At 44.1% G+C, this 25,313-nt stretch carries 17 protein-coding genes; 7 read left to right on the forward strand and 10 right to left on the reverse strand.

Annotation, left to right across the window (positions count from 1 at the left end; translation table 11 throughout):
• Nucleotides 1–16 precede the first annotated feature (16 nt).
• From JUB15_RS07180 to JUB15_RS07190, 3 genes are read right to left on the reverse strand one after another with little or no spacing between them, the layout of a single operon-like run.
• A complete protein-coding gene (locus tag JUB15_RS07180) occupies nt 17–1,162 on the reverse strand; it encodes a DUF4249 domain-containing protein (RefSeq protein ID WP_207511751.1) in 1,146 nt (381 codons plus the stop codon).
• A gap of 10 nt (nt 1,163–1,172) precedes the next feature.
• Complete coding sequence (locus tag JUB15_RS07185) at nt 1,173–3,941, reverse strand: TonB-dependent receptor (protein ID WP_207511753.1); 2,769 nt, start codon at nt 3,939–3,941, stop codon at nt 1,173–1,175.
• A gap of 1 nt (nt 3,942) precedes the next feature.
• Complete coding sequence (locus JUB15_RS07190) at nt 3,943–4,662, reverse strand: hypothetical protein (RefSeq protein WP_207511755.1); 720 nt, start codon at nt 4,660–4,662, stop codon at nt 3,943–3,945.
• Between the two features lie 579 nt (nt 4,663–5,241).
• Here JUB15_RS07190 and JUB15_RS07195 point away from each other — a divergent pair.
• The 3 genes from JUB15_RS07195 to JUB15_RS28755 all read left to right on the forward strand — a co-directional run bounded on the left by JUB15_RS07195 (nt 5,242) and on the right by JUB15_RS28755 (nt 10,161).
• Nucleotides 5,242–8,166 carry an FAD-binding and (Fe-S)-binding domain-containing protein gene (locus tag JUB15_RS07195; protein WP_207511757.1) on the forward strand — a complete coding sequence of 975 codons (2,925 nt, stop codon included), beginning with the start codon at nt 5,242–5,244 and terminating at the stop codon, nt 8,164–8,166.
• Nucleotides 8,167–8,417: 251 nt separating this feature from the next.
• The gene (locus JUB15_RS07200; RefSeq protein WP_207511759.1) at nt 8,418–9,449 is read left to right on the forward strand and encodes a sensor histidine kinase; all 1,032 of its coding nucleotides are present in this window, start codon (nt 8,418–8,420) and stop codon (nt 9,447–9,449) included.
• Nucleotide 9,450: 1 nt separating this feature from the next.
• Entirely contained in the window at nt 9,451–10,161 is a 711-nt protein-coding gene (locus JUB15_RS28755; RefSeq protein WP_207511761.1) for a LytR/AlgR family response regulator transcription factor, read from the forward strand.
• A gap of 139 nt (nt 10,162–10,300) precedes the next feature.
• On the opposite strand, the gene JUB15_RS07210 is transcribed toward JUB15_RS28755, so the two are convergent.
• Both JUB15_RS07210 and JUB15_RS07215 read right to left on the reverse strand, forming a co-directional pair.
• Nucleotides 10,301–10,786 carry a hypothetical protein gene (locus JUB15_RS07210; protein WP_207511763.1) on the reverse strand — a complete coding sequence of 162 codons (486 nt, stop codon included), beginning with the start codon at nt 10,784–10,786 and terminating at the stop codon, nt 10,301–10,303.
• Between the two features lie 91 nt (nt 10,787–10,877).
• Nucleotides 10,878–12,263 (reverse strand): MFS transporter, encoded by a 1,386-nt coding sequence (locus JUB15_RS07215; RefSeq protein ID WP_207511765.1) that lies wholly within the window; start codon nt 12,261–12,263, stop codon nt 10,878–10,880.
• A 126-nt stretch (nt 12,264–12,389) separates the two neighbouring features.
• Here JUB15_RS07215 and JUB15_RS07220 point away from each other — a divergent pair, with 126 nt between their 5' ends.
• Nucleotides 12,390–12,878 carry an Lrp/AsnC family transcriptional regulator gene (locus JUB15_RS07220; protein WP_242696227.1) on the forward strand — a complete coding sequence of 163 codons (489 nt, stop codon included), beginning with the start codon at nt 12,390–12,392 and terminating at the stop codon, nt 12,876–12,878.
• 107 nt (nt 12,879–12,985) lie between these two features.
• On the opposite strand, the gene JUB15_RS07225 is transcribed toward JUB15_RS07220, so the two are convergent.
• The 3 genes from JUB15_RS07225 to JUB15_RS07235 form a co-directional block, all read right to left on the reverse strand.
• Complete coding sequence (locus tag JUB15_RS07225; protein WP_207511768.1) at nt 12,986–13,828, reverse strand: oxidoreductase; 843 nt, start codon at nt 13,826–13,828, stop codon at nt 12,986–12,988.
• A gap of 410 nt (nt 13,829–14,238) precedes the next feature.
• Nucleotides 14,239–15,138, reverse strand: coding sequence for a helix-turn-helix domain-containing protein (locus tag JUB15_RS07230; protein WP_207511770.1), 900 nt, complete (start codon nt 15,136–15,138; stop codon nt 14,239–14,241).
• Nucleotides 15,139–15,262: 124 nt separating this feature from the next.
• Complete coding sequence (locus JUB15_RS07235; RefSeq protein WP_207511772.1) at nt 15,263–16,642, reverse strand: serine hydrolase domain-containing protein; 1,380 nt, start codon at nt 16,640–16,642, stop codon at nt 15,263–15,265.
• Nucleotides 16,643–16,778: 136 nt separating this feature from the next.
• On the opposite strand from JUB15_RS07235, the gene JUB15_RS07240 reads away from it, so the two are divergent.
• Nucleotides 16,779–19,682, forward strand: a complete 2,904-nt coding sequence (locus JUB15_RS07240) for a helix-turn-helix and ligand-binding sensor domain-containing protein (RefSeq protein WP_207511773.1) — start codon at nt 16,779–16,781, stop codon at nt 19,680–19,682.
• A 482-nt stretch (nt 19,683–20,164) separates the two neighbouring features.
• Entirely contained in the window at nt 20,165–21,019 is an 855-nt protein-coding gene (locus tag JUB15_RS07245; RefSeq protein ID WP_207511775.1) for a polysaccharide lyase, read from the forward strand.
• Between the two features lie 98 nt (nt 21,020–21,117).
• Here JUB15_RS07245 and JUB15_RS07250 read toward each other — a convergent pair whose 3' ends face one another.
• Together JUB15_RS07250 and JUB15_RS07255 are read right to left on the reverse strand one after the other, a co-directional pair.
• Complete coding sequence (locus tag JUB15_RS07250) at nt 21,118–22,434, reverse strand: M56 family metallopeptidase (RefSeq protein ID WP_207511777.1); 1,317 nt, start codon at nt 22,432–22,434, stop codon at nt 21,118–21,120.
• Nucleotides 22,427–22,795: a BlaI/MecI/CopY family transcriptional regulator gene (locus JUB15_RS07255; protein WP_207511779.1), complete on the reverse strand. Its 369-nt coding sequence runs from the start codon at nt 22,793–22,795 to the stop codon at nt 22,427–22,429. Before JUB15_RS07255 ends, JUB15_RS07250 begins: the two co-directional genes overlap by 8 nt.
• A gap of 469 nt (nt 22,796–23,264) precedes the next feature.
• Here JUB15_RS07255 and JUB15_RS07260 point away from each other — a divergent pair, with 469 nt between their 5' ends.
• Nucleotides 23,265–25,310 (forward strand): T9SS type B sorting domain-containing protein, encoded by a 2,046-nt coding sequence (locus tag JUB15_RS07260; RefSeq protein ID WP_207511781.1) that lies wholly within the window; start codon nt 23,265–23,267, stop codon nt 25,308–25,310.
• The last annotated feature ends 3 nt before the right edge of the window (nt 25,311–25,313 follow it).

A 25,313-nucleotide genomic window follows, 5' to 3' on the forward strand; every position in this document is an offset into this window, starting at 1 on the left:
CAGGCAAATGGTTTTATTATGGCCAGAAGGACGGTTTAGCTATAACGCCGCCGCGTAGTCTGCAATCCACGCAGTTGGGGGAAACGGCCAGGTATTTTACTATACCCGTTGCATCGTATTCGTAGGGCGAAACAGGCATGTACATGGAATAATATGCTGCGGAATCAACAGGTACAATATGGGTTTCGCAAGAGAGAATATAGCGCCAGTCGGGTACTTCGCTGCGGTGTATCCAAATTCTTTTTTCCTGGCGGTTGGCAATGCCGATAAACCCGATCACTGGTTCTTTGGGATCACTTAAACAACGTATATTTCCTTTAAGGTCGGCCGGCTGGCGACCGAAAATATTGCCGGTCTCTTCTGAATTTTTCCTCATCTTCTCCAGGAATTCATATTCTTCCTTGCTGAGTGCATATTGTTTTACGTTCAAACTGTACAATACACTCAGTTTTATATCATTTACTGGTATGTACACTAATGGCTTATGTATACTGTCAATGCTCAGTTTGGCAGAGGAGCCCAGAATAAGGTTAGTAGCGTTTTGGTTCGACCAGCAGATATACCATCGTCTTTCAGTCGACATATCGGGGTAACGCCACTGAATACCTATGATCTCTTTTGTAACAGAGTCTCTTTTAAAATCAAGGCTGGTATAATAGGAAGAATGATATTCCCAGGTTTCTTCTGTTGTCCAGCGATAATACCAGGTACTATTGTTAGGGTCGTGGGTGGCTATGGAGATCTGAAGGCCGCCTGCATTGTCTCTAATCCAGTCTACTTTATCGATCAGCGGAGCGATCTTTACCTTCACATATTCCGATGCATATTCTTTTCCTGCCCTTGTTTTAATGTATAACCGGTATTGCTGGGCCGGGTTAAGCGTTTGCCGGTTGTATCTGTATATTCCCTGGCCATTTTCAGTAAGGTTAAAAGTACTGTTATCGCGTCCCTGCAACTCTACTTTAGCCAGGGTTTCATTGATGAGCCTGGCCGTATCGTCTAATGGAATGGAACGGGTAAGCCGTATTTCAGCAGGTCCATCTGCGCTTATATAGCCTTCAATGACCAGGTAGCCGCTTTCCGGCGCTTTTACCGGAGGTTCATACCTGTCTTTGCAGCACAGCAGCACGAGCAGTAAACAACAGTATACAATCTTTCTCATGTATTATGGTTTAAAACCTGATATTAAAGTTTACGTAGGGTATCGCATTTCCGAAGATCGACAGTTTGTATCCGTTGATAGCGCCGTTTTCCGACACATAATAAACAGAGTAGGGGTTTCTTCTGCCCGTAAGATTGTATATGCCGATCGTCCAGGAGTTATGTGTTTTTTGATGCACTTTATGGTTGCCCTCGATATTCATTGCCAGATCAGTGCGGAAATAGTCAGGAATGCGATACGCATTTCGGTCGGCATACAGGGCGCGCCAGGAGTTGGCATAAAAGATACGCCCGATAGGCAATGTAATAGGCCGGCCGGTACTATAGGTAACATTCATCGAAACACTAAAGCGGTGGCTGAACCGGTAATTGCCCACCAACGTAATGTCATGCGGTTTGTCGTAACTGGCAGGATAATAATCGCCATTATTGATCACCTCCCCGGCGGTGGAATCATTCATCCGTAGCAAGATCCTCGACCAGGTATAACTGATCCAGCCGTTTAATTTGCCGTTTTGTTTTCTTACCAGTAATTCAACTCCATAGGCTTTTCCTCTCGTGCTCATCACATCGGTTTCAATATGATGGTTCAATAACAGCTGGGCACCGCTTTTGAAATCCAGGTAATTCTTTATTTTCTTATAATATACTTCGGCGGAAGTTTCAATAGTATTTGATTTGAAATTTTTGTATATGCCAAAGGAAAGCTGGTCACCGGTCTGTGGTTTTATGTTGGGATCGCTGAGTTTCCAGATGTCAGTGGGCGATATAGCCGTGGTGTTCGATAACATATGAATATATTGCCGCAATGAATTATACCCGGCTTTTAACGACAGGCTTTGATTAAGGCTGTAACGGACCGCCAGCCTGTATTCAGGTCCATGATAGGTATGAATGAACTTGTTCCTGTCATAGGTTTTTGTTTGCAGCAGGTTATCTTCCGTAATGGGCATGCCGGGTGCATATTCGTTTACGATCTTGGGGCCCATGACATTATAAATGGAATAGCGAAGGCCCGCCTGCAGCGACAATGCATCGGTGATATTCCATTTTTCACTGATGTAGGCAGCGCTTTCCAATGCATGTTCTGCTTCCATATCGTCCTTTACAATCAGGGATTGTTTACCGTTGGGTTCGTAAGTGCCGGGATGCAACAGATAGCGGATACTGCTAACACCAAAATCAACCGTATGATTGGCATTGATGTACCAGTTGAAATCTGATTTAAAATTGAACTGGTTGATGTCGAATTTCATTTTGTACGCAAACAGGCTGTCCTTGTCGCTGCCGATGCTATAATCATAATGATCATAACCACCTGTCAGCACCATCGTGAGTTTATTGGAGAAGGTATGTTTCCATTTAACGGAGAGGTTGCGGTTGCTGTAACTATAAGTAGTATCGCTGTTCAAATTGAACCGGTCTTTGCTCATGTAAGCAGTTATGTACAGGTTGTTCTTTTTATTGAACTGGTGGCTGATGTTCAGGTTCAGATCATAAAAAGCAGCCCGGCTGTGCTCATATTCATCTGGTAAGAATTGCAGCAACCAATTGGCATAGGTGCCTCGTGCTCCGAAGATAAAAGAGGTCTTATCTTTTTTGATCGGTCCTTCCAGGGTGATGCGGCTGGTAAGCAAACCAATACCGGCTACGCCTGCAAAATTTTTCTTGTTGCCTTCTCGGCTGCTGATGTCGAGCACCGAGGAAAGCCGTCCACCATATTTGGCGGGTACACTGCTTTTGTACAGTTCCACTTCTTTTACCACTTCGGGGTTGAAGGCAGAGAAGAAACCAAAAAAATGCGTTGGGTTGTAAATGGTAGCATCGTTGAAGAGGATCAGGTTTTGGTCGGCAGAACCGCCCCGTACATTAAAACCGGTGCTTGCTTCGCCAACTGTTTTCACGCCTGGCAGCATAAGCACGGCTTTGAGGATGTCGGCTTCGCCAAAAGCAGTAGGCACCTGTTTAATGGCTTTGATGGTTAAGCGGTTGGTGCCCAGTTGAACGTTGCGCACATTGGCCAGTTTTTGCGCAGAGACGATCACTTCTTTCAGGGAAGTAACGCGCTCATCCATGTCGATATCAAAATTGCCGGTTGCATACACCATTACCTGGCGCCGGGTATCTTTCATACCGATGCCCTGGATGGTAAGCAGGTGCCTGCCTTTTGGCAGGGTGATAGAGTAATAACCATATTGATCTGTAGCCACGCTCGTTGCAGCATTGGCCAGGGTAATGATGGCGCCTGCAACCGGTTCGCCGGTCTTGACATTCCGCACATAACCAGCCAGGGCTACCGAACCAGCACCTGGATTACTATTCCGCGGCCCGATCTCAAATAATTTATTTTCTATGGAAGCATCTATGCGGGTTTTCTTTTTATCGCCATAGGCAGCCAGTGGCCCCTGGGTGCTATCGGCCGTTGAACCGGAAAAGAAGCCCGGGGGCAATGTTGTTTTTATAGTAGCTCCTTTGGTGAGCAATACATAAGCCTGTTTTTCGGGTATGGCGAAATGATACTCCGAATTGGCAAATACCAGTTCCAGCACTTTCCTGAGCGATACATTGGAAGCCGAGACACTGATGCGCAGGCTGTCGAATTGTACGGGATCGTAATAGAAATGATAGCCGGTTTGTGATTCCAGCTCGGCAACCAGGCTATCGATGGGTGCATCTTTCAGTTCAAGGCGTACGCTTTTGGCGCCTGGCTGGGCCTGCAGGGAAACACAAACCAGTAATAAGATGAGGTTAGATACTATAAGCAGCGGCAGTTTTCTCATGTTACTTGTTTAACGAATCATAATAAGCAGTAGCTTTTACAATTGCATTTTCAGGACCTTTTCGGTATTTGATCCTGTTTTTGCGGAGGTACTGTTTTACTGCAGGGGCTTTATCTTTCAGGACGGCTAAAAGCCCTTTTTTATTTCTAATGTGATAGTACGTGTCGCCTTGCTGAATGAAGATCATATCCAGGCTGATGAATTCCCGCTCCAGTTCATCTTTGATCGTTTCTTCGATGAATTTTTCTCTTTTGACCAGTACTTTCGACCGGCCGGTATACACTTCATCATAAAACCCGGTGATCAATGGAGATCCGGTCGAACTATCCAGCCGAATAAAGTGATGGTTGTGGATGGTGAATTCTTTTACCTTGGCAGAGATCAGTGCAACCTTGGAAAAACCATTGAAGTGGTTAACAACCACCTGGCCTTTAAAAAGGTCATATAACATGGGCACATTGGTAAATACAAGCTCATCGTATACAATGGTACCTCTTGCCAGCTCTTTTTGCAGAAAATAAGCATGGCCTTTTATTCTGATGGAATAACCCAGGTGTTCTATGCCGTTATACAGGCGCGATTGTCTTTCAATAAACGGGTTGTAAACATCGCCGGCATTTACAATGACAGGTGAAGCCGCTGAAGCAGTCAGGTTATTTTGGGCCTTCACCGACATCAGCAAAGCCGCAAAGAATACTAAAAGGATCGTGTGTTTTACCATTAGCAGTTTGGTTGTGACTGAAACATTCTGTAATCCCAGCTCCCTTTTTTCCCTTTGTAGACGCCTGTGGTTATTGGGTTTACAAGTTAGGCAATGTCGTGTATGTAAGACCGGGTTTTAGAAAAAATTAATTTTTACCAACATCATATTAGTGTTTTTTAAAAATTAAGCGGTCTTAATAGCCGGTTTCGGTTGTTATATAAGGTTACATGGCTGTGTTTCCAGCTGACAAGGAAAAAAAGCAGATTGTTGCATCATGACATTTGAAGGCAGGCCGCCGCCATGAAGATCCGTCAAACCAAAATGCCCTGGTTGGCGTTTTTATGGAGGGAGTGGTGCGGGTGAAGACAGGGTTACGTAGCCTGGCCTCGTTGCGGATGTTCAGCTTCATAAAGCAGCTTTTCCTGCATTTTGATGAAAAATTTTAGCAGACACAGCTTGGATTTTTTCTTAATCTGTTGAACACCAAGGAGATAATTTTTGAAAAATATCTAATATTTTGCCCGGTTGCACCAAACCACCCGTAAAGCAAGTAAATTTGCCCGCCGCTGGCGCGGCCCCAATCAAAGGAGAAGATTCATGAACAATTCTTTACAGCAGTTGGCTAAGGACCTGGAAGGAGACTTGTATTTCGACAAAACAATGCGGGTTCTGTATGCTACTGATGCCTCAGCCTATCGCGAAATGCCCCTGGCTGTAGCCATACCCAAAAATGTAGATGATATAAAGAAACTCATCACATTTGCGCACACGCATAAAACGTCACTGATACCGCGAACAGCAGGCACTTCGCTGGCCGGACAGGTAGTTGGTAACGGTATCGTAGTGGACGTTTCCAAACATTTTACGCAAATACTGGAACTAAATACCGCTGAAAAATGGGTGCGCGTTCAACCGGGCGTTATCCGCGATGAGTTGAACATGTTCCTGAAGCCGCACGGACTGTATTTTGGTCCGGAGACCTCTACTGCCAACCGGGCGATGATCGGCGGTATGGTGGGTAATAACTCCTGCGGGTCCAATTCGGTTGTGTACCGCAGCACGCGCGAACATTTGCTGGAAGTGAAGGCATTGCTGAGCGATGGTTCCGAAGCTGTATTTTCTGCCATGAGTATTGATGAATTTCACAAAAAATGTGAAGGCAATACCCTGGAAGCAACTATTTATAAAACGGTGCGCAGCCTGTTGAGCAACTATGAGAACCAGGTGGAGATCAGGAAAGAGTTTCCCAAACAAAGTGTTGAAAGAAGGAACACCGGCTATGCGGTGGATATGTTGCTGGAAATGGCGCCATTCACTGCAGGTGGCCCAGATTTCAATTTCTGCAGTCTGATCGCCGGTTCCGAAGGAACCCTGGCCTTCATTACAGAAATAAAACTGAATGTAGTGCCGCTGCCGCCTAAAGAAACGGGCTTGTTGTGCGTGCATTTCAACACAATTGATGAATCGTTGCGCGCTAATTTGATCGCAATGAAATACAGCCCCAGCGCCAGTGAACTGATCGATCACTATATTCTTGAATGCACAAAGGATAATATCGAGCAAAGCAAGAACCGCTTTTTTGTGCAGGGTGACCCCGGCGCGATCCTCGTAGTGGAGTTTGGCCGGAATACCCGCGAAGAGGTCATCGAGATCGCCGGTAAGGTGGAAGCCGAAATGCGGGCTGCCGGTTTGGGTTATCATTTCCCATTGCTCTTTGGCACCGATACTAAAAAAATATGGACATTACGTAAAGCCGGTTTGGGATTGCTGGGCAATTTGCCGGGCGATGAAAAAGCAGTGCCGGTTATTGAAGATACCGCCGTTGACGTAAACGACCTGCCGGCTTATATCCGCGATTTTAATGAGATCCTCAGGAAATACGGCCTGTACTCAGTGCACTATGCGCATGCCGGATCGGGTGAGATACATTTAAGACCGATCATTAACCTCAAGACGGAAGAAGGCAATAAACTGTTCCGCACCATTGCAGAAGAAATTGCAACCCTCGTTAAAAAATACAACGGTTCATTGAGCGGTGAGCACGGCGATGGCCGGTTACGCGGCGAATTCATTCCGCAAATGGTGGGTGAAAAGAACTACCAGTTATTAAAGCAGATCAAATATACGTGGGACCCGAAAAATATTTTCAATCCCAACAAGATCGTGGATACCCCATCCATGAACAGCTTTTTGCGGTATACGCCGGGTCAAAAAACGCCAACCTTCAATACGATATTCCGGTATCATAACCAGGATGTATTGCAACATGCCGAGCAATGTAACGGCTCGGGTGACTGCCGAAAAACGCATTTGTCGGGTGGTACCATGTGTCCTTCCTTTATGGCTACCCGCAATGAAAAGGATACTACGCGGGCAAGGGCCAATGTGCTGCGTGAATTCCTAACCCGTTCCGATAAAGTGAACCGGTTCGATCATGAAGAGATCTATGAGGTGATGGACCTGTGCCTGAGCTGTAAAGGCTGTAAATCAGAATGCCCGTCGAATGTGGATGTGGCCAAGCTGAAAGCAGAGTTCCTGCAACATTATTACGATGCCAATGGCGTGCCTTTCCGCGCCAAATTAATTGCGGGCTTCGCCAGATCGTCCAAGCTGGGCGCTATTGCTCCGGGCCTGTACAATTTTGCCGTTACCAATCCGGTTATTGGCAAACTGATAAAAAGGTTTTCAGGTTTTGCGGTTGACCGTTCCATGCCCACGATGTACAAATCAACCTTGCTAAGCTGGTATAAGAAGAACGCCAAAGCCGCCAGATCGACCAATGGTAAAGGCGCCAGAAAAGTGTATCTCTTCTGTGATGAGTTTACCAATTATAATGACACCGAGATTGGCATCAAAGCCATTCAATTATTAGAGAAGCTGGGTTATGATGTAGTTATTCCGCAACATTTGGAAAGCGGAAGGACCTGGTTATCGAAAGGACTGTTGCGTAAAGCAAAAGAGATCGTCAATAAGAATATTGGACTTTTATATCCGCTTATATCGGAAGAAACGCCGCTCATTGGTATTGAACCATCGGCAATTCTCACTTTCCGCGATGAATACATTGACCTGGCTACCGATGAGCACCTCGATGCTGCAAGAGAATTGAGCAAACATGTATTTACAATCGAAGAATTTTTAACCCGTGAAATAGAGAAAGGCGCCATTCGCAAGGAGCAGTTCACCACGGAGAAAAAAGTGATACAGTTACATGGCCATTGCCAGCAAAAATCATTGTCATCTACCAGCTATTCGGCAAAGGTGATGACATTGCCGGTGAATTATACCGTGGAAACCATACCGTCTGGCTGTTGCGGAATGGCCGGGTCATTCGGTTTTGAAAAAGAGCATTATGACCTGTCGATGAAGATTGGGGAGCTGGTCTTGTTCCCCGCCGTTCGTAAACAGCCGGAAGAGGTGATCATTGCTGCCCCCGGCACCAGTTGCCGTCACCAGGTAAAGGATGGTACAGGCCGACATGCATTGCATCCGGTGGAAGTGCTGTTCGACGCACTTGTTTAAAGAACTATTTGAATACTGATATTGAAACCATCCTGCGCAACAGGGTGGTTTTTTATTTTCTGCTCTGTATAAATGGTTTATCTGCAATGCTTTCCCCGGCAAACAGGAACGGGTAGTGAGCGGCTGGCCAACTGCCGGCCGCCAACCGGAAACCGGGTGCTGCCGCCGTTTGTGGTGCCAATCGGTCGTTTGTCTAAGAATTCAATGTAGTTTGTTGATTATAAGGTAATTTAGAAGTGAATTCCGGGGGTATGAACTACAACAAGAGCAATGTAAGGCTAAGTGTTTTGTTTTGGCTGCTTTACTTTTTGTACGAGTGGATAGGGCAGGCTACTATCTCTAACGAATATTACCGCTATTTTATAAATGCCTGCGTAATAGTTCCCATTGCCGCGCTGGCAACCTGGTTCACCATCGAGGTTCTTATTAAGAAATACCTGTTAAAGAAAAGACTGACCGGTTTCCGCATCTGGTTTCTTGTAAGTGTCATACTTTTTACCGTTGCACGGCGCGCCTTCAATTATTATTATACGTACCCTACTTATTACAATAGCCATTGGAACCAGCCTTTCCTGTTTCCGCCAAAGCTCCTTATTGAAGGAGTTAATATTTATCTTATCGTAGCGCTGTATACGATGTTCTATTTTCTGCGGGCCTGGTACGAACAGCAGCGGCTGGCCCAGGAACTGCAGCGCGATAAAGCGGTAGCGCAGCTGGAATTGTTGAAGAACCAGGTACAACCACATTTTATTTTTAATACCCTGAATAACATTTATTCGCTGTCGCTGAAAAACAGTCCGCGAACATCTGATCTCATATACCGGTTATCGTCTTTGTTAAGTTATATGTTATATGATAGCCGGCAGGAATTTATACCCGTGAGTAAGGAACTGGAATACATTCACAATTATATAGAGCTGGAAAAGATAAGGTATGGTGAGCGGCTGGATGTTTCCGTTAACTGCTTCGATTCAGTTGATCAGTTCACCATTCCGCCGTTGTTGATCTTGCCTTTGGTTGAGAACAGTTTTAAACACGGTGTTAGTAATGATGTGGGCAACAGCTGGATCAGGGTGGATCTGTCGGTAAAAGACAACTGGTTGACCGTAAAAATAGAGAACAGCCGGGTGTCTGATGCATTGAACGGACATGCTGTTTACAAAGGCATAGGTATGGAGAATGTAAAAAAGCGACTTGAAATAATTTATCCTGACCGGCATGAATTCAAATGTATGAGTGAAGGCCAGTCGTTCCTGACGATCCTTAAAATTAAAAAATGCTGACGTGAAAATACAGTGTCTCATAGTAGATGATGAACCTCCTGCCAGGGAGCTGTTGGCATCTTATATAGAAAAAATGGATGACCTGGAGATCACCGGCCAGTGTGGCAATGCCCTGGAGGCATTCGCTTTTATTCAGAAATATCCGGTCAATATACTTTTCCTCGACATCCAGATGCCGCGAATGAACGGGTTGGAATTAATTAAATCCCTGCAGGAACGGCCGCGGATCATTCTGACAACCGCTTACCGAGAGTTTGCGGTAGAAGGCTTCGAGCTCGATGTACTGGATTACCTGGTGAAGCCGGTATCGTTTGAGCGCTTCCTCAAATCCATTTCAAAATATCATCAGTACAATGTACTAAAACAACCGGCGGCCGTCGAAAATAAAGAAGAAGCGTTTGAGAAGGCGTATATGTACTTTAAAGTGAATAAGGAACTGGTGAAGATCTTTCTGAACGAGATCATCTATATTGAAAGCATTAAAGACTATGTAAAAATTGTAACGCCCGGCCGCAGTGTGATCACGTATCAACGCATTGGTTATATGGAAGAGAAATTACCGGAGAACAAATTCGTGCGTATCCATAAATCGTATATCGTATCGGTCGATAAGATCGTAAGCTATAACAACGAAGAAGTGAATGTGCAAACTATTTCATTGCCTATTGGCCGGAATTATAAACAGCAATTCCTGAGGGTACTGAGTGTTTGAAATAGCAATTTCTGGTTTTGAGATTTAGAGATCTTGAGATTTGCTCAGGTTTGATTTTCCGGTGAATCTCAAAATCTCTAAATTTCATACATACATTTTACTTTATTTTCTTATAAAACGTAGTTACTGAAGAATCGATTTACTCGCAGAGTCTGAGGGTTTCCGTTCCATTGGTGCTGAACTGTATCAACCGCACTTTATTTGCTTTATTGAAATGTAAAACCAGCGCGCCATAGGAAGTTTGGTAAGCGTCCCACGAGGCATCTTTTAATTTCGGATTGCCCAAAGTTTTAAATAAGCTACCGCGGGCTGCTCCGAGTAATGGTACGCTGAGTTTTCCCTTAAAACCTTCCGTAATTTCCACATAATCTCTACCGGTATAGAACGAAATGCCTTTGTCTTTGTAAAAGACGCCTTCGCCGCATTTGGCGCTATCGGTAGTGGTGCTGGTGAAACAGGGCCATTTGCTTTTTATCTGGCCGGCAATCGTATTCGCTTTAAAACCATTCACTTTTCCATCGAGGATGTCTACTTCAAAAGGGGGGCACGAAACGCTTCCTTTTAACTGTGCCATGGACACAGAAACCAGGCAAAGGAAAGCAACAGATAAACAGATCTTTTTCATATTAGTGATTTTTGAGGGGCGCAACCTGTCGCTGACAGGACGGCGCTCTCATATATGCAAAATCCTTGCTAGAATTTGTCTTTTGAATCGATTATTTTCCGTGCTCCGCCTTCAGGGCGCCTGATGGTATTCTCTTTCTAACCCATAACAACCAGATCACACCGGGTAACGCAAAACAACCCACCAGTAATACAGGGATATGATCTACGGTATCTGATGCCGTTAATAACTGCATCCCCAATGCGAGCAGCGAGAGGCCAAGGCCGGCGCCAATAAAATACGAAGTGGTGCAGATACCTGCTGCTACACCTTGCTGAGCGTCGGGAATGTCGCGAATGGCCAGGGCCGTTAAACTGGGATAACAAACCGACATGCCACTGCCCGTAACACAGGCAATTGATAATAGGATCAGGAGTAAGTTATGATCAAATAAAAGGGCTGCCATTAACAACAGCGCGCCGGAAAGCATCAGGCACATGCCCAGGATGCCGGTTTGCAGCACCGTCATTTTTTTAAAAAGAGCAGGCACCACATAACGCGATACGAGGAATGAACATATACTGAAAGGAAACAACAGCAAGCCGGCACGCGCTGCGGTAAAATGCATATTGTGCTGTAACACCAGTGACAGCAGGAACAGGTAACTTAAAAAGAAAGCGCCTAGTAAGATCGTGATCACGTTACCTGTAAGCGTGCCGGTACTTTTAAAAATAGTAAAGTCGATCAATGGTTGTTTACGGGAACGTTCGCGGCGCATGAATAAATACCAGGCTGCCGCGATCGTTGCTGTACATAAAAATAAAGAACTGTAGTTTTTTGAAAAGCCGGGCAAATTGTGCACAACATAGGAGATTAGTACGATCATCAACGTAAGCAGCATGCTGGAGATGATATCGGGAAACTGTTGATGTTTGTCAGTTACATCTTTGTCGATATACCGGTAAGCCAGCACCAGCGCCACTGCTATTACAGGCACATTAATAAAAAAGATCCATTGCCAGCCTAAATAAGTAGCCACAATGCCGCCCAGCGCCAGACCGCAACCCGAACCAATGGCGGCAAATGAACTGAAGATGCTGATTGACCGGTTACGTTCTGCCGGGTCTGTAAATGTATTGGTAATGATCGACAATGCGGAGGGCATTACCATTGCCGCAGCCAGTCCCTGCAACGCCCTGAACGAAGTGAGCAAAACAAAATTTCCCGACAGGCCGGCGCCTAAAGAAGTAAACAAGAAAAGACAGGCGCCTGCCATAAATATATTTTTCCGGCCAAGGGTATCGCATAACTTTCCCCCAATGACGAGGAAGCCACCATAGAAAAGCACATAAACCGTTTGCACCCACTGAATGGTCTCTGCATCAAGCTGAAATTGCTGCTGCATTAAGGGGATGGCCAGGTTGAGGATGGCAATATCCAGCGCTTCAAAAAATATAGCTGTTGAGGCTACAATAAGTATGATCTGTTTTCTTCGCATCGGAGCCTGCTTTGTTCTATGCAAAACTATTTATATGTTTACTTGTACGGTTAAGAATTATTAATTTAGAACAAATGAGTAATTTCGCCACGTGCAACAGAACAAGTAAATGATTTTCTTATGCCAATGCAAACGAAAAAAGAACAAGCGGCCAACACCATCACGCTCGATGAAAAGGATTTTGCCATTCTCCGGCTGCTGCAACAAAATGCAAAACTTACGGTGCGGGAAATAGCGGCCAGTATTCACTTGAGCGCAACACCGGTACATGAACGCATAAAACGCATGGAGGCGAATGGGGTAATTAAACAATATGCCACCCTGATCGACCACCGTAAAGTGCATAAGGGCATCATGGTAATATGTTATATCTCCTTGAAAGAGCACAACCGTAAAGTGGCAAAAGTTTTTATTGATGCCGTGACCGATTTTCCGGAAGTGCTGGAATGTTATAATATTTCCGGCCAGTTTGATTTTATGCTGAAAATTGTTTCAAAAGACATGGAGAGCTACCATGATTTTTACTTGCATAAATTAAGCATGATCAAAGGGATCAGCCACACGCAAAGCATTTTTGTAATGGGCATTTTGAAAGACACACATCAACTGTTGTAATAAGTGCTGTGTTCCTGCCGAACAGTAAACTTTGTATTGCAAGCTTAGTTAAACGGAAAAAGGCAGCCTTCAATTAAGAGACTGCCTTTTCTTATGTGATAACATTACTATTGATCATGATCAGTGGAGGTGGCCAGTTCTTTTATCGCAGCCATATCGTGCTGAACGGCTTTGATCTTGGCTTCCGCAAGTTGATACGCATCCCTGCCCAGGAAAACATGTAACGGTGGTTGTTTTTGTTCGGCAACTTCAATCATTACCGCCGCCGCCTTAACCGGATCACCGGGCTGGTTATGATTGATATCGTTTTGATGCGCATGTTGTGCTTCGCGAACCAGTTTGTAATCAGCGATCTCATTTTTTGGAACCGCAAGCGAAGAAGCGTCCAGGAAATCTGTTCTGAAGTAGCCGGGAGATACAATAGAAACAGTAATTCCAAACGGTTTTACTTCAGCTGCCAGTGATTCAGAGAATCCATGCATGGCAAACTTGGTGGAAATGTAACTGCCAAAGCCTGGGAACGATCCGGTGAAGCCGCCAATGGAAGCGATGTTAAAGAAATGGCCGCTTTTCTGTTTGCGCATATAAGGCAACACTTTACGTATTACGTTCAATACACCAAATACATTGATGTCGAAATTCTGCCTTACTTCTTCATCAGATAATTCTTCGAGACTGCCAGTTAAACCATAACCGGCATTATTCACTACAACGTCAATCGCGCCAAAATGTGCAATGGTCTCGTGAATGCCTTTCTCAACACTTTTTTCATTTTTGAGATCAACAGCTAGAGGCAGGAATGCGTCGCTCTTGTTACCTACTGCTTTTGTCAGGTCTTGCAGGTTGCGTGAAGTTGCAGCTACGCGGTAGCCTTGCTGTAATAATTGTTTTACCAGTGCGAGGCCCAAACCTTTGGATGCGCCTGTAATGAACCAGATCTTATTTTTCATTTTGATTCTTTTTAATTGTTTTGATTTTGTAAGGTTTTATATCGTTCATGAACTGATGACACAAAGATATACCGGCTATGCGCCTCTATTGTTACGGCTTTCAAACAGATAATTGTATAATTCAAACAATGTGCGTGATAGTTAGATTGTTTGTTTTTTACAGTAACGGAGGGGTATGTAAGAAACGCGTGAAGTAAGACCTAAGAAGTATGAATTCTGGGGTGTAAAGTAAGAAAGAAAACAGGCAGGCGAGACAGGTGACAGGTAAGAGGTACGAAGAATAGGTGTAAAAAAAAATTACGAGGTAAGAAAATTGGAGTTTTCTTACCTCGTAATTCCTTCTTCTTACTTCCTGTTCCTATTACCACGTCACCTGCTTCAAAATTATTTATTCCTCAAAAGAAAGAAATCTAATTTCTAAAAGCACTAGGCGTCATGTTTGTTTGTTTCTTGAAAAAATGATTGAAGTGGGCCGGTTCTTCAAAGCCCAGGCAATAACCGATCTCCGAAATATTCCAGTTCGTGTGCTTCAACAATACTTTTGCCTCGCTGATGAGCCGGTCAAAAATATGTTCAGTAGTTGTTTTACCAGTAGTGATGCGTATCGCACGGTTAAGATGATTCACGTGTACAGCCAGTTTTTCTGCAAAATCACGGGCCGAACGCAGGGTGAAACGCTGCGTGGGTGATTCAATGGGAAACTGCCGCTCGAGCAGTTCAGTAAATACAGCGGTAATGCGCGCATTGGCATCTGAATGCTGATACAGGGTTTCGGTTGGCTGCATTTTCAATGCATAATGGATCATCTCCATAATATAGTTGCGAATGAGATCGTACTTGTATACATAGTCCGACTTTATTTCATCAACCATTTTTTCGAAGATCTGGCCAACAAAAGCGTCCTGCGTTTTATTGAGTGAATAACTGGGTTTGTTTCCCGGAATGAACATGGGCAGGTCTTTAATACCACCGCGAATGCGTTCCGTAAAAAACTCTTCCCTGAAAATGCAAAAATATCCCCTGGCATTATCTGTTAACGGCTCAAAAGTATAAGGCACATTGGGGTTGAAAAAAATGAGCGTTGAACCCGATACTTCAATGCTTTTGTCGGCATAATGATATATGTAAGAACCCTGCATCAGGGAGATCTTATAATAATCGCGCCTCGTATAGGCAACCGGGGTTTTACCCGGGCCTACACAATCCTCTACTTTAAATACATTGAAATGGCCGATATCTTTTTTAAGATTTTCCGGCAGCCAGTTCATTTTATGGCGGTAAAAATCTTCCAGCGTTTCAGTCTTTGCCATATAGTAAATTTAAATAAATGTAATGATTACAAAGGCGGAAGAACAGCCTTTCCTTGTAAAATTACGACGGTGCTTCGGCCGGCTGTTTATACGATTCAAACAAAAACTTGCAAAATTCAAACAATTATGGGACGGCCCGGATCACCTCCTTCAGATACTGATTTTCATTAATATTATTTACACCCAGCCGAACGACGATCAGTTTTTTCGAAGGGATGATGAAAATGTTCTGTCCGCCAAAACCGTCAGCAAAGAACATATCGGCCGGTGCATCCGGAAACCAGCGTTTACCCGGATCTTTATCATGGGCGCCATTGAGCCAGAATTGATAGCCATAGCGTTGTTGTTTATTGGCAGCCGCCGGTGTAACCGTTTCTTTTACCCAGTTTTCCGGTAACAGCTGTTCCCCGTTCCATTTTCCATGGTTGTAATATAGTAAGCCAAAACGGGCGAAATCCCGGGCGGTGGCATAACTGTAGGAGGACCCGATATAAGTGCCGGAAGCATCGGGTTCCAGCAACAGTGAATACATATTTATTTTATGGAACAAGGCCTGGTAGGGGAATGCAGCATACGCCGAGTCGCCCACTGTGTGGCGGATGATGCGACTGAGAATATTGGCGTTGCCGCTGGAATAATTGAAAATAGTCCCTGGTTGAAATTTCAAAGGCAGCATGGCGGTAAAAGCGCCCATGTCGCCCCGTTTGAACAACATATCAGTGGCCTCGCTCGGAGACCCATAATCTTCCGTAAAATCCAGTCCGGAAGTTTGTTGTAACAATTGTTTCAGGGTGATCTTTTCCTTGGGGGTATTCTTCCATTCAGGCACCGGGGCTGGTGCTTCAGGATCTAACTTCCCTGCTTTGGTAAGCACGCCTATAACGGCAGCGGTTAAGCTCTTACTCATTGACCAGCCGATCATTACGGAATTCTTGTTAAAACCCGGGGCATACTGCTCGCCAATGATTTTTCCATCATATACAACCAGGAAAGCCCGCGTTAAACCCGGTTTCCCTTTTTTGGTGGTTGCCTGCATAACATGATCCATGGCCCGACGCAGGGCGGCTGTATCTACACCGGCTGGCACGCTGTCTGCGATCTTGTCGCCATAAGGCCAGGAAATAGTGTCCCGGTTAAGGGCGGGAAGAGCCGGTAAATCAAATCGCTGTTGCCTGATAGCTGTTTCTGTAAGATCATTCACCAAGGTGCAGCCGACACCAGCTCTGTATATAGCTTTTCGTTTGGCAAGCCCCCATACAGAACCTGTAACCGATGAGTCTTCTTTGCTGACCGTAAATCTGCCTAATGAGACCGGGAAAAAGGCCAGTTCTTCGCGTAATACACTGGCCGGATCACGATGTTGCAGGTAAACGGCCGAGGCCATGTTCTTGGCGCCAAAACCGCTGATTATGGGAAGCGCCCGCCACACCCACCAGATGCCGAAAGCCAGTAGCATCAACAACACCAGAGTTATAATTCTGAATATGATCTTTAGGAAGCGCATGGAACTATATTTCAAATAAATAATGAAATATAGGGCATTATTGTTTTTTCGGATCCTAAATTATTACTGGCAGCTAAACCAGATTGCCCGTTGCATTAAACTTATTATTTTTATTACTAAAAGGCCTGCCTTCAAGATGAGAAAATTGCTGGTGTTATGGACAATACTGTGCCTTGGGCAGATCGCATATGCCCAGAATACGATCGGTATTCCGAATATTACAAATTATTTCAGGCAGGATTACAATGCCGGCCAGCAGAACTGGAAGATAGCACAGGACAGCCGCGGCATTATGTATTTCGCTAATAATAATGGGCTGTTAACTTTTGACGGCACTTTCTGGCGTACCTACCGGATGCCCAATGCCACTATAGTCCGCTCCCTGGCCATAGATAAAGATGACAGAGTATATGTAGGCGGTCAGCAGGAGTTTGGTTATTTCTATCCTGATCAACAGGGTGAGCTGGTTTATACTTCATTAAGCAAACAGTTAAAAGCAGATAATGATTTTGCTGACGTATGGACGATCCAGATAGTACAGGACCGCATATTCTTTCACGCCTACAGAAAGATATTCGAATACTTTAATGGCACTATAAAAGCTTACAATAGTATGCACTGGCGGTTCCTGGGGTATGCCAGGAAAGAGCTGCTGGCCTATGAATATGATAACGGCCTCGTGTATTATAAAAATGGACAATGGTTACCACGCATAAGAACGGGAACGCTTCCTGCAGGTATTCAAATAAGATCAGTGACCGATCTTGGTAACGACAGCCTGTTGCTCACCTCGATATCGCATGGATTATTTATCCTGAAAGGCGATGTTATTTCGCCCTTTGTAACGCCTGATATAAAAGATATTGCTGCGAATAACGTTTTTGGCGCCTGCCTTTTATCGCCCGACAAGATCGCATTGAATACCAACCTCGGCGGTGTTGTCATCATTGACCGGCAGGGAAAATTCATTCAGCGGCTTACTAAAAACGAGGGCATTCAAAATAACAATGTACACAGCCTTTTCATAGATAAGGACCGGAACCTTTGGCTGGGCCTGGATAATGGCATCGACCTAATCACCTATAACAATGCGATCAAAAATATTTTTCCAGAACAGGGCGACCACAGTACGGGTTATACTTCCATTATTCACAATAACAAATTATACCTGGGGCTGGCCACCGGGTTGTATAAAACCGATCTGCCCAATACCGGCGCCGACATCAGTTATGCAAAAAGCTCTTTTTCCCTGGTTGAAAATTCAAAAGGGCAGGTATGGAATTTATCGAAGGTAAATGGCGACTTATTCATGGGGCATAGCCTGGGTGCTTTTCTCATCAGTGATAATAAAGCGACGGTTTTCGACAGCAAAAGTGGTTTCTGGATCTTTATTCCATTATACGATAGTGTACGCAGTTCAGTGATCATGGCGGGGACGTATGACGGCCTCAATTTTTATAATTACACGGGTAGCCGCATCACCAACCATAATGTGGCGGTGCGGTTTGAATCGGCGCGTTTTGTGGTAAAGAATAAGAATATTATCTGGGCCATCCATCCGTATAAGGGATTATATATGGTGTCGTTCAACCAAATGAACCAACCGGTTGTAACGAATTATATTGACAAAAAGAAGATCCTCTCCTTAAACCATAACCACCTTTATCGCATCGCCGGCCGGATGGTGTTGACCACCGATAATGGCGTGTTTGAATTTGATGATGCCATCAATGATTTTAAACCTTCGGTCTATTTTAAAAAGCTGTTTGGCGATATACCCATAGATTATCTTAAAGATGACCAGGCAGGCAATATCTGGTTTTGCAGCCGCAAAAGAGTAGGAGTGGCCGAAAAGATAAACGATGGTTACCGCATCGTTTATATCCCTGAGCTGGAAGACAGGATCACGAGCAATGGCTTTGAGCACATCAATATAATCGACAGCAATAACGTGTTGATAGCTGCTGAGAAAGGATTCTTTCACCTCAATTATGCACAATACAAAAAAAGCAGGCATCCTTTAACCACACTTATCAGACTGGTACAGGTGGCTGCGAAAAAGGAAGACCTCATCTTCGGCGGCTATCGCGGTACGGCAATCCAGCCTTCCACACCACCCATTGCCTATGCTTCCAATTCCCTGCATTTTGAATGCAGTGCAATGATTTATGGACAGCAGCATAACACCGCCTATAGTTATTTCCTGGAAGGCTTTGACACAGAGTGGAGTGATTGGAGCCGCAAAACAGAAAAGGAATACACGAACCTGCCACCGGGGAAATATGTCTTTCGCGTTAAAAGCAGGAACAATATTGATAATGAATCGCCGGTAGCCAGCTTTTCGTTCACAATTCTACCACCCTGGTACCGCAGCTGGTGGGCCTATATCTTATACGGAATTATATTATTTGCCTTGCTGTTCCTGTTCTACAAACGGCAGCAATGGAAATACCGGAAACAGGAAGCGTTGAAGCTGTTGCAACAACAGCAACGGTATGCAGAAGAACAAAAGCAATTGCAGATATTGCACGAACTGCAAATGGGTAAACGGGAAAAAGAGATCATCCAGTTAAAGAATGAAAAGCTGCAGGCGGATATTGAATATAAAAATTCCCAACTGGCTTCCACGGCAATGAACCTCGTTCGAAAAATGGAGATCTTTTCAAAGATAAAAGACGATCTGAACGGTTTTAAGAACAATGAAGAATTAAAGGCCGGATCAAAAGAATTGCAAAAGATCATTCGCCTGATCGACAGCGAACTGGATGTTACCCGGGAATGGGAACAATTCACCGAGCATTTTGACCAGGTGCACTCCAATTTTATAAAGAAACTAAAAGAGCAATGGCCCGACCTCACGCCTACAGAATTAAAACTGGCGGCTTACCTGCGACTGAATTTAACCACTAAAGAGATCGCACACCTGATGAGCATTTCCATTCGAGGAGTGGAAACCGGGCGTTACCGCCTGCGCAAAAAACTGGGATTAACGAGTAACGAAACCAGTTTATATGATTATTTAATGTCCATCACCGGATAGCGGCGAAGGAGTCCTGAGCCGAGCCGAAAAACCGGTTGTGCGTGGCTGTTTTTTTCGGTTTAGTTGCAACTGGCTGATAGTCATTAAATAAATTTTCGGTTGTAGCAGTTTTGACGTACCCCGTATTTTGGACAACACTCCGTTTTCTTCGCATTTTTGCTGGCATAACTAACCAAACTGCTGCCATATGCGTCAAAAACGATTGTCTTTGGTTAACCTGTCATGCCTGTATATACTCCCTTTTTCATCAGCCCAAACAGACAGTGTAACTCCACCTGTTACCACAGTAGCCGGTAAACACAATTGCTATTTTTTATTTCAGCCGCAGCAAATAGGTAAAAAACTTTCGCCATAACGGAAGTGTTCACCCAAGCGTGTATGCGCAAGGGACAAAAGGTATTAACTACCGGTTTAACGCCGGCTGATCATAAGAACATTATTTATGATATAAACGCTTTTGTCAAATTTAAAAATTGAAAAAAATGCAAAACCTACTCAAAGCAGGTCTTTTGGCCTTAACAGCTGGGTTGCTGGTGACCGGTTGTAAAAAAGCGGGCATTGAAGCCAACGACCAACAAGAGCAATCAGCCAATTCAACGGTAAATACCGAAGCGATCCTCAGTACTTTTTCGGTGAACTGGAACAACTACGCCGATGGTGTATACACCAGTTCAGCCGCTGCGGCGGATTTTGGCAACATCAGTGGCTGGAATGATACCCGTACCTGGATCTCCGGTGGAACCTGCCGTATTAAATTATTGAAGAATGCTTTATCAGGCGCCGGCGGTGTTATTGGTAATATCGATGTTTCCGATGGCAGCGCCTATGAACTGGATTATGATGTAAGATTCCACAGTCAGTTCGATTTTAGCCGCGGTGGCAAAATAGGCTTTGGCTTCCTGGTAGGAGATGGTAATACGGGTGGCGATCCGGGCTGGGATGGTAATGGTGGCAGCTTGCGGTTAATGTGGTATCAGACAGATGCCGGCCGTGTTTTCTTTCAACCCTATGTTTATTATAGAGACCAGCCTGGAGAGTTTGGCGATACATTTGGAAAATCCTATCCTTCAAGCGGTAGCCTGAACAAGGGCCAAACGTATCATGTGCATATGTACATCAAGAGCAATACCGGAAGTAATACAGATGGCCATGTGCAAATTGTTATTGATGGAACAGTGGTGCTTGACCGTGCTATCCGGTGGACTACCAATGATTCAAAACGCCTGATCAGGCAGGTGAGCTTCCATACATTCCGAGGAGGAAGCCAAACCTACTGGCAATCGAGCACTGATGGTTACATTTATTATGACAACTTATATGTACATAAAATAAGTTAACCCTGATCCGTACCCCCGGACATTGCTAATTCTGGAAGAACACAAAAACAAATGGGGCCGGTTGCCGCCGGACCCATTTTCATTTTTAAATTACTTCGTTATGGAGTTACCTTGGTAAATATTTCTATAACACCGTTTTCGCCGGCTGCCCCGAATTTTTTAACGGCCTCCTTATCTTTCCAAACACTAATTGATTTGATCTCTTCAGGTTTCAGATTTTTTACATGCTCCACAGAGGCGGGTAAATTGTTGATATAATACAGGATATTTTCTGGAAATGCAGCTTTTGTACTGTCTTTTGGTTCAACGGCAATGTAAAATCTGTTTGCTAAAACAGCAATCGGATGTTTACTTTTGATAGCTAAACCGGTGTTTGATTCCGGGACCTGATCTTTCGCTTTTGGCGCAGGTGTGGTGTCGTTCTTTTGTACACGTTTTACCGGTTGCTTCTTTGCTGTTGCGGGAATAAGTGTAATCGTTTTTGGCGTAAAAAGCGTGATAGGTGCTTCGTGAACGATCGGCGCAAGAATAGTAGTGGCTTTGCTTTCAATGGTAGAAACCGACAAAGAAACTACTGCAAGCAGGCTAACCGGAAATACCAGCAATTTACGCACATGGCTGAACCGCGTTTTGTTTGTTCTTGTTAACATAAATAATCTGCGTTTAATAGATGAATAATAGAAAGCATGAGTTGGGTTCAGGAAATGTTTCCCGTAATGTGCCTGTAACAGCAGCTTCGCAAACTCTTCTACATCATTGTTACCAACGGCTTCTTTATCGGCTATGAATTCATGAATGGCCTTCAGCTCTTTTTGAATGAGCCAGTTGAATGGGTTCATCCAGAAAATGGCATTGATGAGCTGGCAAAAAAGAATATCGAGGGTATGCTTCTGCTCAATATGCGTGATCTCATGTTTGAAGATCTTCCGGCCGAACTCTTCGTCGAGCGAAATGGATTCCTTCCAGAAAAGATTACTCAAAAAAGAGAAAGGCGCGTGATCGAGATTGGTATAAATGAAATCAACCTTGTTCATTTTAACGATCACTGATCGCCTTTTCAGCTGATATACTTTTATGATATTAAACAGGAACATTACAAGCAGGAAAAGGCTTATACTGCCGGCTGTATAAAAGGCAATGTCCTGCCAGGAAACGGTTTTTGCATGTGTATCTGCCGTCTGGATTGAAATAAAGTTGAGCGATTCGATGGATACGGGCAGGTCTTGTTGGTCAATGGCAAACCAGTTGAAATTAAAGAAGGGCATGACTATACTACAGGCGATGCTCAACAACAGGTAAAACCGGTTATAATAATTGAAGCTTTTATTTCGTAAGGCTATCCAGTAATAGCCGAGGAAGATGCCCGAGATGAAAAAAGATTTCAATACATACAGCAAGATCGTTTGGCTATTCATGGCCTTTCTTTTTAAGTTGTTTCAATAAGAATTCGAGGTCTTCGATCGACATTTCTTTTTTATCTACCAGGAACGACACAACTTTAGTATATGAGCCCTGGAAATAATTTTCGGTAATGGCTTTGATACCACTGGCAGAATATTCTTCTTTTGAGATCAGCGGAAAATAGAAATTGTTGCGATTGGGATTCTTAATACCCACAAACTTTTTCTCCACCAGTATTTTTAATAAAGTGCCCACAGTATTATAATGAGGCTTTGTATCGGCGAGGTGTTCCAGGATATCTTTCATAAATCCACCCTCACCGAGGCTCCAGAGTGTTTGCATGATCTGCTCTTCAGCAGCGGTTAACTTTTTCATGATCTTGTTTTTGCCTAAAGTCTTAGGCAATATTATGCCTAAAACTTTAGGCAGACAAATATTTTTGACTAAAAATTCCGGGCTTTTGAAAATCAGTTCACAATGATTTAGAAATGGCTTTAATTGAATTTGGGAAATGCCAAATAGCGTATGATCAGGCTTCGGCATTGACGCCGGGTAAGCTATTTGAACTATTCGATTAAAATTTTGAAAAATTACTTTGGTCGATAAGTGAGTTGATTTTCCCAATATTCGTGTTGATTTTGACAATCAGCGTGCAATCGTATAGCCTATGGTGTTTGGTGTTACTGCAATCGCTTTGATCCACAATTGCGTTTGATTACATTTGTTCACTTTAATTGGTGAACCAAAAATGCTCCTAAAGCCCCTTTCAATCTTGTTGCTCGTGGCAACCTGTATATGTATTTCATTATTTTCCCACGCACAATGTAATACCAATCAAATTTCCTTGTCAGGAAGTTCATGTGTCGGTAGTCAATTACGGTTAAATAGTACTATTGTTCCTGATTCGATAACCTGGATATATGCCGGGAATAAAGTGGCCGGACAGAAAGCGATCCTTAATGATACGGGCACTACAGTCGCCGGAGGCAACAGGCAAGGCGCCCGAGCTGATCAGTTGAGTCATCCTGACAGAATTTATGTAGATGCGGCCGGCGTTATTTATATTCCTGATACTGATAATAACCGGGTACAAAAATGGTTGCCAGGCGCTTCTTCCGGCACCACTGTTGCCGGCGGCAATGGCGCAGGAAATGCACCTGATCAATTTGATAGGCCAACCAGCGTGTGTCTCGACGCGCAGGGAAATATTTATGTGGCAGATCAAAACAACAACAGGGTGCAAAAGTTTGCGCCGGGGGCTACTCAGGGAGTCACGGTAGCAGGCGCTAATGGAGAATTGCGCGCTCCTACCGATCTATTTATTGATGCTGGTGGTAGTCTTTACGTTTCGGATCAACTTAATAATGTCATAAGAAAATATGCACCTGGGTCACCAAACGGTGTGGTTGTCGCTGGTAATTTCAGTGCAGGCACAGGACCTGCCAACCTGGATGGGCCATCTGGAATCTATGTAGATGCGGCAGGTAATATTTACATATGTGATACCAATAATAAACGTGTACAAAAATGGGGGCCTGGCGCTTCAACAGGCACCACTGTTGCAGTAGTATCTTTCACAAGCGGATTTCCTTTGGACGTCAGTGTGGATTGTAAGGGAGATGTGTATACGCTTGACTATGCCCTTGGTGTTGTTATAAAAAATATGGGTGTTAATGAAATACCTGTGATTGGACGTGAGGGATATGGATTTGGAGTTAACCGGTTGTATTTCCCAATAGGTATTTTTATTTCGGAAAATAACATCATGTATATAGCTGATAGCGAAAATCACCGTGTGCAGAAATTTACCTATAAAATAAGTCCCGTGTTTACGCCCAATGTGCCTGGGAATTATACCGTAATTGCACATTACAAATGTTGTCCTGATGTTAGTCTTCCTTTTACAGTTGAGTTGGGAAAAAAAGCAGCTATTGAGATAACTGCCACTGCTACCAGCATATGTCCCGGCGAACAGGTAACATTTACTGCAACGAATCCCAATCAGCTGCTCAACCCTAAATACCAATGGAAACTAAATGGTGTGGATGTTAGCGCCAATTCGAATACATACCAGCCGGCTGTTTTGCAGGAAAATGATCATGTGCAATGTATCATGATGTCAACGGGTGTATGCGATTTGCCCGATCGGAATGCGAGTAATATCATTAGAATAGAATATACTGCACCTGTTCCCCTCGACCTGGAGCCACAGGTTTTTATTTGTCCGGATGGAAATACGACCCTCAGGGCAACGGCTACCTATAATAATTATGTATGGCAGGATAAATCCACGCAGCCGCAATTGACCGTATCTGCTCCCGGAAAGTATTATGTTACGGCGGAAGATAAATGTGGACGTTCGTTTTCCGACACTGTCCTGGTTTCGCTTTTTGCTCCCGATAATCATATTTTGCCCGTTGATACAATTATTTGCTCCTATGAAAATCTGCAACTGAAACCCATAAAAGAATGTTTGTCGTTTTTATGGAGCGATCACTCTACAAATCCATCTATCACAATTAATCAACCAGGACTTTACTGGTTGCAGGCAAAAGATATGAACGGTTGTACGGTTCGCGACTCATTGAATTTACTTACCAAAACCTGTCCGCCCAGGGGCATCTATATGCCCAACGCTTTTACGCCCGATAACAATGGCAAAAATGATATCCTGAAACCGGTTATTTACGGAAAAATAAAAAAGTACCAGTTTCGTGTATTCAACCGGTATGGTCAGATGGTTTTTAATACCTCAAATCCTGCACAAGGATGGGATGGAAGGGTAAATACCAATCTGCCGAATGCCGGGGTGTATGTTTGGTCCTGTAGCTTTGAGCTGGAAGGCGCGAAGCCGGTAATTGAAAAGGGAACAGTTGTCTTAATAAAATAAACG

Source organism: Longitalea luteola (assembly GCF_017356035.1).
GTDB lineage: Bacteria > Bacteroidota > Bacteroidia > Chitinophagales > Chitinophagaceae > Niastella > Niastella luteola.

What these genes read in the sequence shown, in the direction of transcription:
- JUB15_RS07235 (WP_207511772.1), bottom strand. Translation starts at nt 16,642, where the DNA reads ATGCGCTTCCTAAAGATCATATTCAGAATTATAACTCTGGTGTTGTTG.
- JUB15_RS07240 (WP_207511773.1), top strand. Translation starts at nt 16,779, where the DNA reads ATGAGAAAATTGCTGGTGTTATGGACAATACTGTGCCTTGGGCAGATC.
- JUB15_RS07225 (WP_207511768.1), bottom strand. Translation starts at nt 13,828, where the DNA reads ATGAAAAATAAGATCTGGTTCATTACAGGCGCATCCAAAGGTTTGGGC.
- JUB15_RS07185 (WP_207511753.1), bottom strand. Translation starts at nt 3,941, where the DNA reads ATGAGAAAACTGCCGCTGCTTATAGTATCTAACCTCATCTTATTACTG.
- JUB15_RS07195 (WP_207511757.1), top strand. Translation starts at nt 5,242, where the DNA reads ATGAACAATTCTTTACAGCAGTTGGCTAAGGACCTGGAAGGAGACTTG.
- JUB15_RS07255 (WP_207511779.1), bottom strand. Translation starts at nt 22,795, where the DNA reads ATGAAAAAGTTAACCGCTGCTGAAGAGCAGATCATGCAAACACTCTGG.
- JUB15_RS07230 (WP_207511770.1), bottom strand. Translation starts at nt 15,138, where the DNA reads ATGGCAAAGACTGAAACGCTGGAAGATTTTTACCGCCATAAAATGAAC.
- JUB15_RS07180 (WP_207511751.1), bottom strand. Translation starts at nt 1,162, where the DNA reads ATGAGAAAGATTGTATACTGTTGTTTACTGCTCGTGCTGCTGTGCTGC.
- JUB15_RS07200 (WP_207511759.1), top strand. Translation starts at nt 8,418, where the DNA reads ATGAACTACAACAAGAGCAATGTAAGGCTAAGTGTTTTGTTTTGGCTG.
- JUB15_RS07215 (WP_207511765.1), bottom strand. Translation starts at nt 12,263, where the DNA reads ATGCGAAGAAAACAGATCATACTTATTGTAGCCTCAACAGCTATATTT.
- JUB15_RS07220 (WP_242696227.1), top strand. Translation starts at nt 12,390, where the DNA reads ATGCAAACGAAAAAAGAACAAGCGGCCAACACCATCACGCTCGATGAA.
- JUB15_RS07210 (WP_207511763.1), bottom strand. Translation starts at nt 10,786, where the DNA reads ATGAAAAAGATCTGTTTATCTGTTGCTTTCCTTTGCCTGGTTTCTGTG.
- JUB15_RS07245 (WP_207511775.1), top strand. Translation starts at nt 20,165, where the DNA reads ATGCAAAACCTACTCAAAGCAGGTCTTTTGGCCTTAACAGCTGGGTTG.
- JUB15_RS07190 (WP_207511755.1), bottom strand. Translation starts at nt 4,662, where the DNA reads ATGGTAAAACACACGATCCTTTTAGTATTCTTTGCGGCTTTGCTGATG.
- JUB15_RS07250 (WP_207511777.1), bottom strand. Translation starts at nt 22,434, where the DNA reads ATGAATAGCCAAACGATCTTGCTGTATGTATTGAAATCTTTTTTCATC.